The organism is Streptomyces sp. NPDC043878, from assembly GCF_056435735.1.
This window is the reverse complement of the sequence record NZ_JBWKDW010000016.1, coordinates 177,726-192,476: the sequence shown is the minus strand read 5'-3', so window position 1 is coordinate 192,476 and position 14,751 is coordinate 177,726. Positions and strand designations below refer to the sequence as shown.

Annotated in this window: 17 protein-coding genes; 5 read left to right on the top strand and 12 right to left on the bottom strand. The window is 68.3% G+C overall.

Translation table 11 applies throughout. The features are described 5' to 3' along the window. The first annotated feature begins 28 nt into the window (after window positions 1–28). The 3 genes from AC07AZ_RS23090 (at window position 29) to AC07AZ_RS23080 (ending at window position 2,577) form a co-directional block, all read left to right on the top strand. Window positions 29–532, top strand: a complete 504-nt coding sequence (locus AC07AZ_RS23090) for an ATP-binding protein (protein ID WP_478850619.1) — start codon at window positions 29–31, stop codon at window positions 530–532. Between the two features lie 75 nt (window positions 533–607). After that, complete coding sequence (locus AC07AZ_RS23085) at window positions 608–1,384, top strand: polysaccharide deacetylase family protein (RefSeq protein WP_478850617.1); 777 nt, start codon at window positions 608–610, stop codon at window positions 1,382–1,384. After that, entirely contained in the window at window positions 1,384–2,577 is a 1,194-nt protein-coding gene (locus tag AC07AZ_RS23080) for a YVTN family beta-propeller repeat protein (RefSeq protein WP_478850615.1), read from the top strand. The genes AC07AZ_RS23085 and AC07AZ_RS23080 overlap by 1 nt, the downstream gene beginning before the upstream one ends. 21 nt (window positions 2,578–2,598) lie before the next feature. On the opposite strand, the gene AC07AZ_RS23075 is transcribed toward AC07AZ_RS23080, so the two are convergent. After that, the gene (locus AC07AZ_RS23075) at window positions 2,599–3,237 is read right to left on the bottom strand and encodes a GNAT family N-acetyltransferase (protein WP_478850613.1); all 639 of its coding nucleotides are present in this window, start codon (window positions 3,235–3,237) and stop codon (window positions 2,599–2,601) included. Window positions 3,238–3,406: 169 nt separating this feature from the next. On the opposite strand from AC07AZ_RS23075, the gene AC07AZ_RS23070 reads away from it, so the two are divergent. Continuing rightward, complete coding sequence (locus AC07AZ_RS23070; protein WP_478850611.1) at window positions 3,407–3,619, top strand: EF-hand domain-containing protein; 213 nt, start codon at window positions 3,407–3,409, stop codon at window positions 3,617–3,619. A gap of 175 nt (window positions 3,620–3,794) precedes the next feature. Further along, window positions 3,795–4,454 carry an NADPH-dependent F420 reductase gene (locus tag AC07AZ_RS23065; protein WP_478850609.1) on the top strand — a complete coding sequence of 220 codons (660 nt, stop codon included), beginning with the start codon at window positions 3,795–3,797 and terminating at the stop codon, window positions 4,452–4,454. 9 nt (window positions 4,455–4,463) lie between these two features. Here the strand turns inward: AC07AZ_RS23065 and AC07AZ_RS23060 are convergent, their stop codons facing one another. From AC07AZ_RS23060 to AC07AZ_RS23010, 11 genes are all read right to left on the bottom strand, one after another. Then, a complete protein-coding gene (locus AC07AZ_RS23060; RefSeq protein WP_478850607.1) occupies window positions 4,464–5,006 on the bottom strand; it encodes an MOSC domain-containing protein in 543 nt (180 codons plus the stop codon). A gap of 70 nt (window positions 5,007–5,076) precedes the next feature. Further along, window positions 5,077–5,634, bottom strand: a complete 558-nt coding sequence (locus AC07AZ_RS23055) for a glycoside hydrolase family 25 protein (protein ID WP_478850605.1) — start codon at window positions 5,632–5,634, stop codon at window positions 5,077–5,079. A 220-nt stretch (window positions 5,635–5,854) separates the two neighbouring features. Beyond that, window positions 5,855–7,030 (bottom strand): TfuA-like protein, encoded by a 1,176-nt coding sequence (locus tag AC07AZ_RS23050; RefSeq protein WP_478850604.1) that lies wholly within the window; start codon window positions 7,028–7,030, stop codon window positions 5,855–5,857. Between the two features lie 3 nt (window positions 7,031–7,033). After that, window positions 7,034–8,284 carry a YcaO-like family protein gene (locus tag AC07AZ_RS23045; RefSeq protein WP_478850602.1) on the bottom strand — a complete coding sequence of 417 codons (1,251 nt, stop codon included), beginning with the start codon at window positions 8,282–8,284 and terminating at the stop codon, window positions 7,034–7,036. Window positions 8,285–8,471: 187 nt separating this feature from the next. Next, window positions 8,472–9,665, bottom strand: a complete 1,194-nt coding sequence (locus tag AC07AZ_RS23040) for a cytochrome P450 (RefSeq protein ID WP_478850599.1) — start codon at window positions 9,663–9,665, stop codon at window positions 8,472–8,474. A gap of 61 nt (window positions 9,666–9,726) precedes the next feature. After that, a complete protein-coding gene (locus tag AC07AZ_RS23035) occupies window positions 9,727–10,413 on the bottom strand; it encodes a phytanoyl-CoA dioxygenase family protein (protein ID WP_478850597.1) in 687 nt (228 codons plus the stop codon). Next, a complete protein-coding gene (locus tag AC07AZ_RS23030) occupies window positions 10,410–11,093 on the bottom strand; it encodes a phytanoyl-CoA dioxygenase family protein (protein WP_478850595.1) in 684 nt (227 codons plus the stop codon). The genes AC07AZ_RS23035 and AC07AZ_RS23030 overlap by 4 nt, the downstream gene beginning before the upstream one ends. Continuing rightward, the gene (locus tag AC07AZ_RS23025) at window positions 11,080–11,889 is read right to left on the bottom strand and encodes an aldo/keto reductase family protein (RefSeq protein WP_478850593.1); all 810 of its coding nucleotides are present in this window, start codon (window positions 11,887–11,889) and stop codon (window positions 11,080–11,082) included. The genes AC07AZ_RS23030 and AC07AZ_RS23025 overlap by 14 nt, the downstream gene beginning before the upstream one ends. 7 nt (window positions 11,890–11,896) lie before the next feature. Beyond that, the gene (locus AC07AZ_RS23020; RefSeq protein ID WP_478850591.1) at window positions 11,897–12,757 is read right to left on the bottom strand and encodes a radical SAM protein; all 861 of its coding nucleotides are present in this window, start codon (window positions 12,755–12,757) and stop codon (window positions 11,897–11,899) included. After that, a complete protein-coding gene (locus tag AC07AZ_RS23015; RefSeq protein ID WP_478850589.1) occupies window positions 12,754–14,049 on the bottom strand; it encodes a radical SAM protein in 1,296 nt (431 codons plus the stop codon). The genes AC07AZ_RS23020 and AC07AZ_RS23015 overlap by 4 nt, the downstream gene beginning before the upstream one ends. Window positions 14,050–14,162: 113 nt before the next feature. Next, window positions 14,163–14,513 (bottom strand): hypothetical protein, encoded by a 351-nt coding sequence (locus tag AC07AZ_RS23010; protein WP_075029623.1) that lies wholly within the window; start codon window positions 14,511–14,513, stop codon window positions 14,163–14,165. Between the last annotated feature and the right edge of the window lie 238 nt (window positions 14,514–14,751).

Genomic DNA, 14,751 nt, shown 5'->3' with positions numbered 1-14,751 from the left:
GGGCGTTCTGGGCGGCCATGATGGGGGCATGGCGGGGCTGGAAGGCATCGAACAGCCGCGGGGACACAGTCGTGCGGCCGCGGCACGCTGGTCGCCTGCGGTCGAGGACGAACACGCGCTCAGAGCATTGGAGTTGTTCGGCAATCCCGCCGAGGCCGAGGTTCCGCTGTCGTCCCGCCCCGAGTCCGCCGCCACCGCCCGCCGGCTGACCCAGGTGGTGGTCCTGCGCCAGTGGGGCCTCACCCCGAAGATGACCGAGGACGCCGTCTTACTCGTCTCGGAGCTGGTCGGCAACGCCGTGCGCCACACCGGCGCCCGCGTCTTCGGGCTCCGCATGCGCCGGCGCCGCGGCTGGATCCGCATAGAGGTCCGCGACCCCTCCCGCGGCCTGCCCTGTCTGATGCCGGTCCAGGAGACGGACATCAGCGGACGGGGCCTGTTCCTCGTCGACACCCTGTCGGACCGCTGGGGCGTCGACCTCCTGCCGCGGGGCAAGACCACCTGGTTCGAGATGCGGGTCGCGGACCGCTGACGGCACCGTAAAGACTCCGGACAGAACCGCCGCCACTCCACCAAATAGCCGGTTTTCACCCGCAACACCCCTTAAATGGTGCGGGTGACCACGACCGACCGCCGCGCCGCGCTGCGCACGGGTGCCGCGCTCCTCGCCGGGAGCACGCTCGCCGCCGGGTGCTCCACCGACGGCGCCGTCGCACCCCCCGCCACCACCTCCCCGACCGCACATCCCCCCGCGCCGGGCCCCGCCCCCCGCCGGTTCCCCGGGCAGCCCGTCCAGCTCACCCACGGCCCGCGCGACCGCCCCCGCATCGCCCTCACCTTCCACGGACAGGGCGATCCCGCCATCGCCCGCGCCCTCCTCGGCGAGGCCGAACGCCACGGCGCCCGCGTCACCGTGCTCGCCGTCGGCACCTGGCTCGACGACCACCCCGAACTCGCCCGCCGCGTCCTCGACGGCGGCCACGACCTCGGCAACCACACCCAGCGCCACCTGGCCGTCAACGCCATGTCCGAGGCCGAGGCCCACGCGGAGATCACCGGCTGCGCCGACCGGCTGCGCAGGCTCACCGGCTCCATCGGCACCTGGTTCCGCCCCTCCCGGGCCGCCCGCGCCTCGCCGCTCGTCGAACGCCTAGCCCGCGCCGCGGGCTACCCGCACGTCCTGTCCTACGACGTCGACTCCCTCGACTTCACCTCGCCCGGCGCCCCCGCCGTCACCCGCACCGTCCTCGGCCGGATCCGCAACGGGTCAGTGGTGAGCCTGCACTTCGGCTACCCCGGCACGGTCGCCGCGCTGCCCGCCGTACTCGAAGAGCTCGACCGCCGCGGACTGCGCGCGGTCACCACCACGGAGTTGCTGAGCTGATGCGCCCCACCGATGTCACCCGCGCCCTGGTCCTCACCGCCGCCCTCTCCGTCCTCGCCTCCCTCACCGCCTGCGGCTCGACCGCACCGCGGCACGCGGACCACGGCCACGAGACCAAGACCGCCCACGTGCCGGCCCCCCCGCCCAGGAAGAAGACCGCGCCGGGCCTGGCCGGCATGCCACCCCTGCTCGACCCGCGGGACGTGTACGCGGCCGACCGCCCCGGCCGGCTCTCCCCGGTGGTGCGCGACTTCCCCTCCCGGGTCTACGTCCCCAACACGGAGTCCGACACCGTCTCCGTCATCGACCCGAAGACCTACCAGGTCATCGACACCATCAGGGTCGGCCGCCAGCCCCAGCACGTCGTGCCGTCCTGGGACCTGAAGACGCTGTGGGTCAACAACGACCGCGGCAACACCCTCACCCCCATCGACCCGAAAACCGGAAAGGCCGGCCGGTCCGTCGACGTCCACGACCCCTACAACCTGTACTTCACGCCCAACGGCAGATACGCCGTCGTCATGGCCTCCCTCGACCGCGAACTGGCCTTCCGCGACCCGCACTCCATGAAGCTGCTGAAGACGGTCCCGGTCAGCTGCTACGGCGTCAACCACGCCGACTTCTCCCCGGACGGCCGCTACTTCATCGTCTCCTGCGAGTTCAGCGGCGAACTCCTCAAGGTCGACACCGCGCGGATGAAGGTCGTCGGACAGCGGAAACTGCCCTTCCCGGGCGCCATGCCCCAGGACGTCAAGATCTCCCCCGACGGGAAGAAGTTCTACGTCGCGGACATGAAGGCCGACGGCATGTGGGTCCTGGACGGCGACACGTTCGGCGCGCCGGTGCTCCTGCCCACCGGCAAGGGCGCCCACGGCCTCTACGTCAGCCGCGACTCGCGGGAGATGTACGTCTCCAACCGCGGCGAGGGCACCATCTCCGTCTTCGACTTCGCCCGCGGCGAGGTCACCAGGAAGTGGCACCTCCCCGACGGGGGCAGCCCCGACATGGGCGGCGTCTCCGCCGACGGCAGGGTCCTGTGGCTGTCCGGCCGCTACAACTCCGAGGTGTACGCCATCGACACCCGCGACGGCGCCCAGCTCGCCCGCATCAAGGTCGGCAACGGTCCGCACGGCCTCGCCGTCTACCCGCAGCCGGGCCGCTACTCACTGGGGCACACGGGCATCTTCCGCTGACCCTGGCCGTCGCGTGGCCGCTCAGCGGGGGGTGAGGAGTGCCTCCGCGCCCACCGGCGCGTAACCCGCCGCCTGGAACGCCCGCATGCTGCGGGCGTTCCCCGGTGCGATCTGGGCCCACACCGGCTCACCGCCGCCCAGGTGCCGCGCGGCCACCGCCAGGGCCCGCCCCAGCCCCCGGTGCCGTACCCCCTCGTCCACCTCGACGGCCACCTCCAGCCTGCCCGCTATCCCGCGGCCCAGGACCAGCACCCCGCCCTCGGCGGTCCACACCCGCACCTCGTCGCGCCGCCCGAGCGAGCTCAGCACCCGGGGATGGCCGGGATCACCGACCTCCGCCAGGGCGAGCGGCGGCCCGCCCGGCAGTGGGGAGCCGACCGTCATCACGTCGATCGTGTCGGTGCGGCGCCCGGTGCGGGCCAGGAAGGCGTCGAGGAACCGCGCGTTCATCGAGGCGGCCAGCGCGTCGCAGTCGGCGTCCGCCAGGGTCCGGCGCACCCACGCCGGGTCCTCGTCCGTGAAGACGACGGAGTGCGCGGTGAACGACAGGACGCCGGCGTCGCGGTGGGAGTGCTGAGCCACGACCGTCGTACCGCCGTCGGCCGGCGGGAAGACGCCCCTGGCCGCCGCGTCGAGAATGTCCCGCAAGGTCTGCGCCATCGTTCCCCGTCCCCTTCGTGCGCCTCCCGGGCCCCTGCCCGCGGAGAGGCCCACCCTCGCAGACGTGCCCGGGTGGTCGCGGCACGGGACGCTCGGACGGGCCGATAACCTGACCTGCGTCAGCACGACAGCACGTAACGAGCAGCACGAGCAAAAAAGGGGCGGACCGGTGGCGGACATCGACGAGGCACGCAAGCACTTCGAGCGGATCGACACGGACGGTGACGGCTACATCACCGCGGCCGAGTTCAAGACCGCCCTCGCCCAGGGGGGCGACTGGAACGTCACCGAGTCGGTGGCCGAGGCGATCATCAAGAGCCGTGACCTCAACGGCGACAGGGTGCTGGACTTCGACGAGTTCTGGGCGCACCTGAACAAGTGACGCGGTCCGCAGGGGCGCCGGTCCGGCCACGGACGGGCGCCCCTTCGCCGTACCCGGCGCACCCGTTCGGGCCCCTTCCGGAATAGGGCGATGCGTCCGGTGGTTGGTGGTGCCCGTCGGCGGAGCCGCCCGGCTCCTCGGACATCCGACCCCCGGAAACGGCGAGGCGAGTCATATGAAGATCGGCATCATCGGCGCGGGCAACATCGGCGGCAACCTCACCCGGCGGCTCAGCGCCCTCGGTCACGAGGTCTCCGTCGCCAACTCCCGCGGCCCGCAGACGCTCACCGAACTCGCGAAGGAGACGGGCGCGACCCCCGTCACGGTCGAGGAGGCGGCCCGCGGCGCGGAGATCGTCGTGATCACCGTCCCCCTGAAGGCGGTGCCCGGCCTCCCGTCGGGCCTGCTGGACGGCGCCGCCGACGGCGTGGCCGTCATCGACACCGGCAACTACTACCCGAAGCAGCGGGACGGCAGGATCGCCGAGATCGAGGAGGGCGTCACCGAGAGCCGCTGGACCGAACGGCAGCTCGGCCACCCCGTCGTCAAGGCGTTCAACGCGACCTTCGCCCAGGACCTCCTCGACCGTCCGCGCCCGGCCGGCGACCCCGACCGCGTGGCACTCCCGGTGGCCGGCGACGACGAGGCCGCCAAGCGCAAGGTGCGCGACCTCATCGAGGAACTCGGCTTCGACACCGTGGACGCGGGCGGCCTCGACGACTCCTGGCGCCAGCAGCCCGGCACCCCGGCGTACGGCCTGACCGAGGACGTGCGGGGCGTGACCGACGCGCTGGCGCAGGCGAGCCCGGAGCGGTCGCCGGACTTCACCGCGTAGGCGGCCCGCTCACACGGTCTCCAGGGGCACATGCGGTCCGTCCGGCAGCGTCACCTCGACCGGGTCGCCGGGCCGCACGGTCCCGCCGCTGACGACGACACTCATGATCCCCGAGCGGAACCGGGTCGTCCCGTCCTCGCCCCGCACCACCAGCTGCCTCATCAGTCCCTTGCCGAGGGTGTCGATCTGCGCGCAGGGGTTCCGCAGCCCGGTGACCTCGACGACGGCCTCCTCGCCGAGCCGCAGCAGCGTCCCGGCCGGCAGGCCCAGCAGGTCGATCCCCCGGGTGGTGACGTTCTCCCCGAGCGCTCCCGCCGTGACCTCGAACCCGGCCGCCCGCACCTCCTCGAACAGCTCCTCGTGGATGAGGTGCACCTGCCGCAGGTTCGGCAGCGAAGGGTCCCGGCGCATCCGGAACCGGTGCTTCACCGTCGTCCCGGCGTGCACGTCCCCCTCCACGCCGAGCCCGGCGAGCAGGGTGATGCTCTCCCGGTTCGGCTTGGTGAACGAGTACCTCCCGTTGCTGCTGACCGCAGCGACCGCGCCACCCATGACCCGAGGCTCCCCTCATCCGCGCGGTCGCCGTCGCACCGCGGTCCGGAGCCTAGTGCGGGGGAGCGGGTCAGGCGTCCTGGGCCCACTTCCGCAGCGCGGCCCGGCTGGTGAAGTCGGCGACGTCCTTGTCGTGCGGGCTCTCGCTGTACTGGTGGAACCGCCACTTCGCCCTGATGCGCGGCTCGCCCGCGGTGACGTAGTCGGCGATCCACAGACCGTCGCCGGCGTACGAGGTGGTGTCGATGTTCAGCCAGAAGTCCCGGTTCGTGTAGAGGATGACCCGGTGGTGGGGCCGCAGCTCCTTCACCTTGCGGATGAAGCGGTCCTTCTCGGCGTTGCCCGCGTGCGTGCCCTCGCCGGTCGTCTCCCAGTCGACGGCGAGGATGTCGCCCGCCTTCTCCGGGGCGTGCTTGACGAAGTACTCGGCCTGGGCGGTGAGGTCGCCGGGCCACAGGAAGTGGTAGAAGCCGACGACGAGCCCGGCGTCCCGGGCCCTCTTCGTCTGGGCGGCGAGCCTCGGATTGACGTACGAACGCCCCTCCGTCGCCTTGATGAAGACGAAGGAGATGTTGTCCGTCTCGTAGGACGACGACTGATACGCACTCACGTCTATGCCACGCAACATGGGGTCTCCCTGAAGTGCCGTGGAGGGGCCAGGCGTTGGCCTGTCCGACTCTGTTTCCCACCTTGACACGGGAGATCCGCCCGCACGCGGGACTTGTCGCGGAAACGTGACGGCCGCCAGCCCGGGGGAGCGCCGGCTCGATGGCGGATGAGCGAGTGCCCCGCCCGCACTTTCCCGCTCCTGGCCCCGTCGGTGCCGCCGCTGGGCCGTCCTGGAGTTGTCAGGACCTGGCGAGAGCCAATCTCTGACAGGCATCCTCGATCCAGCCGAAGGGGACCCCGCTGGGCAGAGCGTCGTCACGCATGTCGGTTGTCAGCGCGCCCCAATTGTCATAGCCGTGGGCCTTCGCTATCGAGTCCCTGACCCTGTTCTCATGCCGAGGTGTCACCTCCGTGCGGCTCATCTTGTGATCCCTCAGTCGGCGAACCGCATGCCACAGCATCACTTCCGTCTCGAACTGCCTGAAATGATGAATCTTGTCCATCAGGTTCGCGGACAGAGACGGAATGTCCAGGAAGAGGTGCGCGAGAACCGGCTCGACCGAGGAATTTCGGGACAGCTTCGACTCGCCCCCGGTGGTCAGTCCTCCGAAATCCAGCTGTCCGGCCAGCAGGAACCGGATGTATTTCTGATACCGACCGGTTCCGAAGATGAACGGAGGAAGTAACAGATCGAGTTCTTCGCGGCTGTGGCCGAGAAGCGGGTCGTGCGAGCAGTATCGCGGCCCTTGGCTGAATTGACGATCGTTTCCATCGGCACCTGCCTGGTCGGGCAGGATCGAAAGAAAGCGAACAGCTCTCAGCGCGTCCACCTTCTTGATGTCGACGGAGGCTGCGACTTCACCTATCACGCCACTCGGGTCATCGATCCCGGCCTTCTTGAACAGAAGCCGCCAGACCCGGTCGGGATAGTACGACTCGGCGGCGACGCGGTGAAGCTCCACACCCTGGGATCGGGTGATCAGCTTGAGGCCGTACAGCTTTCGGATCGCTGCACGAATATTGACCAGGGCGACGCTCACCGCCGAGTGGTCGTTGTCGGGATCCGTCGCCACCACCACGGGGTCATCCGACTCGAAGAGGCCGGACCTGTACATCCTGTAGACGGCTCCGACACCGTGGACGCCGACGGGCCAGCATTCCGCGGCCCGTATGGCCCCCATACTGGACGCTCCGACGATCTGAGCGCCGTCGCGAGCCACCTCGACTACCTCTCGTGGTGACACCGGGAGCACCTGCGAAAAGGATCCGTCGATGATGAGGATCCGGGAGCTTCCGCTTTCTCTGGCCCTGTAGACGTCGCCGCGTTTCGCGGGGGGAAGAACGTGCGCCTGTGGCAGAAGGGCCCGTGCCTCGCCCGGCGGCAGGGACGGCCCGGTGAATATCGTGGTTTTCATGGCTCAGATCACCGATTCCAGCAGGCGGAGGGTGGGGGTGCGTGAACTCTCACCGTAGGGAGACGCGAGGCCCGGAATCAGGACACGAACCACCGGCACGCCGAGATCCTCGCGGGTAAGTTCTGTCACCAGGCACTTCTCGTGTCCTGCGTCCCGCAGCCGGCCGACGACCGCGTGTATGTTCTGCAGGATGCTGTCGCTGCCGCCCTTGGCCTGCGGGAACGCCAGGGAGCCGGGGTTCCGGTAAAGAGAGTCGATCCGCTTCAGCTCGGCCGGCCTGCGCCTGGCGCGCCCGGTTTCGAACACCTCTCGCGCGCCCGTGGCGAAGCTGGCGTGACCTTGGCACGCCTCGGTGAGAGCGCGAACCAGCGCTCGTTCGGGCTGGAGGTCGGCCCCGTAGCCGGGGAAGTAGGTCACCCTGCCCTCCTGCCCGAAATAGCCGTCGTCGAAAAGGACGACCCGGATGACCGGCACATCGATCACGTTGGTCAGATCCTGTATCCGGACAACCAGCCCCTGACCGGTGAGCGCTTCGATGAGCTCCTTCGCGGTTCCGGCTGGAACCGACTCCGGGGATATGACCCTCAAGGGTCGACGAGGGGAGAAAAGCGGGTCGTGGTGAGCGGTGTAAAACGCTTCCTCCGACACCGCGTCGCGCTCGATGAGCTCACAGACCGCGTGGAGGACCGCCTCCGAATACGTATTCCCGGAGGCGAGCCCGTTGGTCTCTATCCGAGCCGTCATGCATTCCGTGGACGGATTGAGGACGAGGTCGGTCGGCACCAGATGATGGCCCCCCTGTGCCAGGTCGTATGCTCCCGTCCAGGAAAAAACAGCGTCGGGCCGGTACGTCGTGTCGTGCGGCAGGCTGAAGTCTTCCGGGTCGACCGCAGCGGCGGGAGCGAGTTCCTTGTAGGAACCCCTGACGATCCGGCGGGCCGGAATTTCCTCGGCCGAGACTCGCTCGATCGCCTCCATGACGGCGCTGAGCTTCGCCGCGATCGGCGTCGCCCCCTTTCCCGCGCTCACTGTCAGGTCCTTGGCCAGAGGGGTCACGGCCGACCACACGGGGGAGCTGATGTAATCCAGGGGGGTGGTGTCGTACACGCGCGTGACGGGGACGCGAGGCAGCAGTGGTTTCAGGGAGTCCCATGTCTCCTCGAAACTTCTGGCGTGTCCGGCTTCCGAACTTTCCGCATCAGGCTGAAAGCTGTCCGGGCGCAGGGCTGTCAGGCTGTTCGGGTTGACCATCATTGCGATGCCTTATCTGGAAGCGGAGATCGACGGGAACGCGGACCGCCGCGCGTCGCTGCGGTTCAGGAGCCGGCGGAGACGGCCGGCGAGGACCGAGGGGTGACGATCGCCGCTCTACGCGGCCCTGCCTGTGCTCGTCACGGCACAGGGGACCGCGACGGCCCGGTCCGCAACCGTGCGGCCTGCCTCAGGCATCCCGCGTGACCACGAGGTCGTCGGCGAAACGCGCCCCGAAGTCCCCCTTCCACACAGCGGTCAGCCGAGGCAGCTCCTCCAACAGGCCTGTCGACGCGAGTTGCAGCATCATCTCCCTCATGACCTGCCGCGTGAGTCCGGCGGCCAGACACGCGTGCCGGCCCCGCCCGAAGGCGACATGGCGAGCCCCGGCCCTGTCCGCACGGAAGGTGCCCGCGTCGGCGAACCGCCTCGGGTCGCGGTTGGCCGCCACGAGTACGAGGACCACGCGCGACTCGGCCCGTACGGTGTGACCGTGCAGGGTCAGATCGGACAGTGCGCGCCGCGTGGCCAAGTGGAAGGGCGTGGCCAGCCGCAGCGCCTCGTCCACGGCTCCGTCGATGTCTTCCTTCAGGTCTATGGCGGCGCTCTCCGGGCCGGTCAACGCCTCCAACAGGCGTGCGACAGCCGCCGCGGTGGGTTCCAGCGCGCCACTCACCAGCTGGGCATATATCGCGGTCGCGTCCAGAAGATCCAACGTCCCGTCGGACAGAGCGCGGCTCAGCGCCGAGGCGAGGACCCCCCGGGGAGCCGCGCAGCGCTGCGCGACGAGCCCGGTCAGTTCGTCCAGGGCCTCTTCCGCGAGCCGCCCGATGCCAGGGTCGTACGTCTCGATCGGCCCGACGGCCAGAATCCGGGTGGCGCAGTCCGCGAGCTGTGCCAGGCCGTCCGGCTCCTCCTCCAGGAGATTGCTCAGGCCGGCTGCCAGAGCCGGCCTGACGACATTGGCGAACAACCTGTCAGGCGTCACCGTGGAACTGGTCGCCGCGACGGAATCCGCCATCGCGGCGACCATCTGCCGAACAGCGGCAGGCGTGAACAGCGGCAGGAGCAGACGCCTCATACCGGTGTGCCGCGGCGGATCGGAGAACACGGGCCAGCGGTCGATGAACTCCGTCACCCGCCAGTAGGTGTTCTCCTGCTCTTGCGTCAGCGAGGGCGGGCAATAGGTCTCCACCTGGGCGCCGAGCCGGAGATCAGGGAGAAGTTCGTACACGTCGTCGTATCGCGTCACGTACCACGTGTTCGTCCTCTCGTCCCAGTGCACACCGTGCGACTCACGCAGTTCGTCGAACCACTTGACCGGTTCCGCTTCCCGGTCCGTCGGGATCTGCGGCACCGTGGTCTCCGCCGTTACGTTGTCCATCACAAACCAACCCGTTCAATTCACGCGCTTCATAAGGCTGACGGAGTACCGGGGGAGGGGGCTACAGGAGCGATCGGTCAGCGAGCAGATAGCTCGTCAGCTCCTGTCGCGCTTCGGCCGACTCCGGCACGGCCGCATACGTCGTGGTGATCTGCCGCCGCTTGTCGGCACCGCCGAACGACGCATGGTAGGAGTGCGGATCGAAGGCGATGAGGTCACCGGGGGAGGAGTCGATGGTGAAGGCGGGCACCTCGGCAGGCCGCATCCCGAGGCGACGCAGCGGGTTCTCCATCTCCGCGGCGAACGAGTCCCAGCTCCCTCCTCTGCGGTGGGTGCCGGGAATGATCCGCAGCGCTCCGGTGTCGCCGTCGAGCGGCTCCAGATACTGGACGATCTTGAGGAGCCGCAGAGCACGGTGGTTGCCGTCCCGGTGCCAGTAGGTGGCACCGTCGTAGCGGACTCCGTCGCCGCCGACATAGACGACGTCCGTGCCCAGCAGCCGACGTGCCACCTGAGGACACCGGTCGTCGGCCAGGAGCACCTTCTGGAGCACCTCGCTGCGCTCGGCGATCCGGGCGACACCCGCACGCCCCTGCCGACCGACCTGCGGGAAGTTCTCGAAGACGTCTTCGAAGGCGTCGTCGACGGCCGGCACGACATCGTTCTGCACGCCGCGCAGGTGGAGGAACCCGAACGTCCTGAAGCGGGTGACCCCGGCGTCGGTCACCGACAAAGAGGTGAGTCTCATCCGATTGACACCGATCCGGAGACGTAGCGGTTGAGGAAGTAGCGACGCGTGTCGCGCTGCTCGGTCTCGGTCACCGGGTCACCGACACAGTTGAACGCCAACTGTCGTCGTATACCGCCGTGCCATGCCGAGTGCAGGACGTTCGTGTCGAAGACGATGACGTCCCCGGGATGGGAATCGACGACCACCGCCGGAACGTCGCCGCCGGGGAGGCCGAGGTCCTCCCCGTGCCTGATGACGTGCTGGGTCGGTTCCCCGAGCCAGCCGTTGTCGGCTCGATGCGAACCGGGAAGGAAACGCAGGGCACCCGTGTCGTGCGCGGTGGCATCCAGGTACAGAACGAAACGCAGGAACGGCGTGGTGTAGAAGCCGTCCGAGTGCCAGTACGAGTCGCCGACGAGTGCGTTGGCATCGCTGGTGATGACCTGGTGGTTGCGCTCGAAGAACGCCCCACAGATCGCACCCACCCACGCCGATCCGGAGATCAGCTCCAATTCGGGCATCTCGTTGAGGGCATCGAACCTGGTGACCCTCTCGTTCGGCGTACCGTCCGCCGGCAGATCGATCAGCCGGCCGAAAGCACGCTGCAATTCCTCCACGGTGTCCGCGGCCGCCCCCCGGAGGTGGGCGAATCCGAACACCCGCAGCTGCTGCGCGACGTCCGCCTCATCGAGTGACATGGGACCGCCCGGGTGCGGAGTGCCGAGCAGCGGACGTGAGCCAGGCCGGCCCCGCCCCGTAGTCATCCAGCTGCTCCCTGGTCCGAGGGCCGATGACCACGGCTTCGGGGCTGTAGATCTCGTGAATCTCGGAGATCCTGGCGGCGATCGCCTTCGCCCTGCGCTCGGGCGGTACCGCCCGCAGCCGAGAGCCGCCCGAGAAGAGACTGCGGACCACGAGACGGTAGTCGGCGAGGAGGCGCGTCACGTTCGTGTCCTGCGGATCCAGCTGGTCCGCCTCGCACATGACGACGCTGCCGGCGGGTAGCCTGCCGGCGATCTGAGGCAGACTCACGTCCGGCAGGAGCACACTGACGCCCACCAGATCCGCCTGCCCCGTCTGTGAGCAGTACCGGGCGAACCCGGCGAAGTCGATGCCCGACACACGCCTCGGCTCCGGATTGTGCACGAAGGCGACCTCGACGTGGTCGCGCCCGAGCCGCTTCAGGCTTCCCTGCAGCGACTTGGCCATTCCTTCGAGGCTGTAGTCCAGGGTGGGAAGCGGCGTGGTGGTGTCGATCCCGACCTTGGTCCAGACCGACGCGTCGCCGGGAAGGTACGCGCCGAGGTCTTCCTCCGCTCTCCCGCGGGCATACACGGGCGAGGTGTCGAACGTGGTGAAGCCCTGGGCGATCGCACCTTCGACGAACTCCCGGCCCTCGTCCTCGTCGCGGCCCAGCACCATCAGGCCGTTGAAGGACCCCGAGCAGCGCATGGTGCCGATCACCACGGACGGCTGATCCTGCATCGTGTTCATGGACAACTCACCCTTCGTGGGATTCCGAACGGCAGATCGCCATGCAGGCCAGACCGGTGGTCGGTGGTTCGCAGAACGACTGCTCGAGCGCTTCGCTGATCTCCTGCCGCGTCGCGAAGACCGACACCTGCTGAGAGCTGTCGTACGGGCAGCGGCGCAGAAAGCCGTCCGCTGACAGGTACAGCCGCGCGGACTGGCAGGACCGGACGACCGGGCCGCGCAGCCACTCGTGGTACTCCGACACCACTGTTCTCAGCTGCTCCGACATGCCGAAGAACGTGTCGATCAACGCCAGGTCGCGTTTGAGGTGGGGATTCTCGAAACGGAATGTCGGCGACGGCAGCAGCGGGCTGACCTCCACCGGGACGTCGGCCGTCTCGACCACCGAGACGATGGCCTTCAGGTCGTCTTCGTCCAGCTCGTAGGCGGTGACATGCAGGCTCGCCCGACGGTGTCCCAACGCCTCGAAGACCTTCGGCGTCGAGAGGATCGTCCGGCCGGTGCGGCCGATCTCGTCCGCTCTACGGCTGTCGGCGGAGACGGTGACGTGACTGAGCATGCCGGCGACACCGGCGAGGGCATCGAGTCGCGGCCCGGTCCTCGCGGCGGTGACCACCGAGGTGCGGAAACCGAACTGGAGCGCGACGCGCACGAGTTGACGGAACTCCGGGTGATCGGTCGGCTCGCCGCCCGACAAGCACAGCTCGTCCACGCCGAGTTCGTGGAGCCGCGACAGAGCCCGGGCGTAGGTGCTGAGGCTCAGGACGTCGCGTCCGACATCGGCCCGGAAGCAGAACCGGCAGTTCACTTCGCAGTTGTCGGCGGTCGAGACGAGCACTCCGCGGAGTGCTCCGAGGCTGTCGGTCACTGCAACCCCGTCTGGTCGGTGAGGGCGAGTTCGAGACCCACCTGGAAGAAGTCGCACATCTGCGGATCGGGCTCGGGGTTGTTCCGGAGCGAGACGTCGTTGCGGGACGGACCACCGCACACGGCGGCGGCGGGGCACTCTCCGCACTGCTTCGCCGGCAGGAGGTTCTTGGCGGCTCCGGCCAGCAGCTCCGGCTGCTCCCGAAGCTGACTGATCGGGAAGACGAACGAGTCGTCACGCCAGTTCAGATCGAGGATGGAGATGCGCCCGCGGGACAGCAGAGCCGCGTTCAGGCCGCCGTCCTGCTGAATGTGCTCGTACATCTTCGGCAGGCGGGTGTCCAGGGCCTGATAGATGCGGTCGAGTGAGGAGAACAGCATGGCACCGCGGGACAGCGCGAGAAGCCGCGAACGGAACACCGCGCGGCACAGCGCCTCGCCGTCGACGTGCCAGCGGCCGGAGATCGGAATGGGGGTGTTGACGTAGATGAAGTTGATGCCGAGGGACAGCACGTACTCGACGGTGTCCGGCAGGTTGCTCACATTGATCGGCGTGGGGGTGAGGTTGCAGCCCACGTGCACCCCGGCATCGATCAGCCGCTGGATGTTCCGGTGGATCCGCTTGTCCGCAGGTTTGCCCGACAGCAGGAACCGCTCGACCTTGTTGTCGTCCGGAGCCCCGTCGAAGGACACGCCCACGCCGTACTTGAACTTCTTGAAGTGCTCGATCATGGGGTCCTTGATCAGGACACCGTTGGTGACGACGGTGAACTGCACGCGCCCCACGCCGTGCTTCTCGGCGAGTTCGAGAGCGTACTCGTCTCCGTACTGCATCAGGTCGAACCGCGTGGTCGGCTCACCGCCGAACCACTGAATGGTGACCTCCTCCTCGCCGGCGTTCTGCTCGAAGAGGTACTCGAGCCCTTCGCGGAGGTCGGGGATGGTGATGTCGTCGGCGCCCGTGTTGGTGTCCACGAAGCAGTACGTGCAGGTCATGTTGCAGCGGTCGGTCACCACGATGCGGTATCCGCTGATCCGGGGCGGCTTTCCGGTCATGCCCAGCCCGTTGATCCGGTCGAAGATGAGATCACGCTGAGGTGCGGCCGGCGGCTCGGAAGTGAAGCCCAGCTGTTTCATCTCCGACAGGATCTGGCGCTCGTTGTCGCGGATCCGCTTCATCTCATCGGCGGTGAGACTCGCGCTCGCCAGGGTGACGGGATCGAAAACAATACCCTCCGCCCCCTGAGCGACAAGCAAATACTTGTTCCAGAGTCGCTCGGCATCGTTCGTCACGGTGAACTCCTTAAAGAAACGGAACCAGCCATGCGTCGGAACGAACCGCACAGCGAGAAGCCCGCTGCGGTGTCACCGTCGCTTTCCGATGACACCGCAGCAGGATGGATCGATCAGTCTTCTTGCGCGATGTTCGCGTCCTTCAGGACACCCTGAACGATCTCGGTGTAGTGCTTCTTGAGATGCTCGGTGTTCTCGGACGTCGCACCGTCGGCGAGGACGATGATGCCGGGCAGCGACGGATTGGGCGCCATGAGAACGATGCCGGGCGGGTCAAGGCTGATCGCCATGACGGCGTCCTCGACCGGCACCCACTCGATCCGCTCCTTGACGGCGTCCATCACGCTGACCTGCTTGGCCTTGAAGTCTTCGCGCTCGCCGAACCACACGCCCGACTTACCGCGCGACCCCACGGCGTCGGCGTAGATGAGGTGGTTGTCCTTCTGTTCGCGAGGTTTGGGCATTCAAACGCCTCCTAAGAAAGGGCCGAATTCGGTCCGCGCTGCCCCGGAGCTGAATTGCCGACTGCTCCACGGCTTTCTGTGCGCATATTTCGACCGCTGGCGCTCACTCTCGCACGCCGGGGAATATACGTGGTCCATCTCCGGTATATTCGACGTGCGCCTCGCCTTTTCGGTATTCCCGCTCCACCGCGAGGGGGATTTTAGCGACGTGACGCGATGTGCCGATATGGGCCGGCGA

What these genes read in the sequence shown, in the direction of transcription:
- AC07AZ_RS23090 (WP_478850619.1), top strand. Translation starts at nt 29, where the DNA reads ATGGCGGGGCTGGAAGGCATCGAACAGCCGCGGGGACACAGTCGTGCG.
- AC07AZ_RS23085 (WP_478850617.1), top strand. Translation starts at nt 608, where the DNA reads ATGGTGCGGGTGACCACGACCGACCGCCGCGCCGCGCTGCGCACGGGT.
- AC07AZ_RS23080 (WP_478850615.1), top strand. Translation starts at nt 1,384, where the DNA reads ATGCGCCCCACCGATGTCACCCGCGCCCTGGTCCTCACCGCCGCCCTC.
- AC07AZ_RS23075 (WP_478850613.1), bottom strand. Translation starts at nt 3,237, where the DNA reads ATGGCGCAGACCTTGCGGGACATTCTCGACGCGGCGGCCAGGGGCGTC.
- AC07AZ_RS23065 (WP_478850609.1), top strand. Translation starts at nt 3,795, where the DNA reads ATGAAGATCGGCATCATCGGCGCGGGCAACATCGGCGGCAACCTCACC.
- AC07AZ_RS23060 (WP_478850607.1), bottom strand. Translation starts at nt 5,006, where the DNA reads ATGGGTGGCGCGGTCGCTGCGGTCAGCAGCAACGGGAGGTACTCGTTC.
- AC07AZ_RS23055 (WP_478850605.1), bottom strand. Translation starts at nt 5,634, where the DNA reads ATGTTGCGTGGCATAGACGTGAGTGCGTATCAGTCGTCGTCCTACGAG.
- AC07AZ_RS23050 (WP_478850604.1), bottom strand. Translation starts at nt 7,030, where the DNA reads ATGAAAACCACGATATTCACCGGGCCGTCCCTGCCGCCGGGCGAGGCA.
- AC07AZ_RS23045 (WP_478850602.1), bottom strand. Translation starts at nt 8,284, where the DNA reads ATGATGGTCAACCCGAACAGCCTGACAGCCCTGCGCCCGGACAGCTTT.
- AC07AZ_RS23040 (WP_478850599.1), bottom strand. Translation starts at nt 9,665, where the DNA reads ATGGACAACGTAACGGCGGAGACCACGGTGCCGCAGATCCCGACGGAC.
- AC07AZ_RS23035 (WP_478850597.1), bottom strand. Translation starts at nt 10,413, where the DNA reads ATGAGACTCACCTCTTTGTCGGTGACCGACGCCGGGGTCACCCGCTTC.
- AC07AZ_RS23030 (WP_478850595.1), bottom strand. Translation starts at nt 11,093, where the DNA reads ATGTCACTCGATGAGGCGGACGTCGCGCAGCAGCTGCGGGTGTTCGGA.
- AC07AZ_RS23025 (WP_478850593.1), bottom strand. Translation starts at nt 11,889, where the DNA reads ATGAACACGATGCAGGATCAGCCGTCCGTGGTGATCGGCACCATGCGC.
- AC07AZ_RS23010 (WP_075029623.1), bottom strand. Translation starts at nt 14,513, where the DNA reads ATGCCCAAACCTCGCGAACAGAAGGACAACCACCTCATCTACGCCGAC.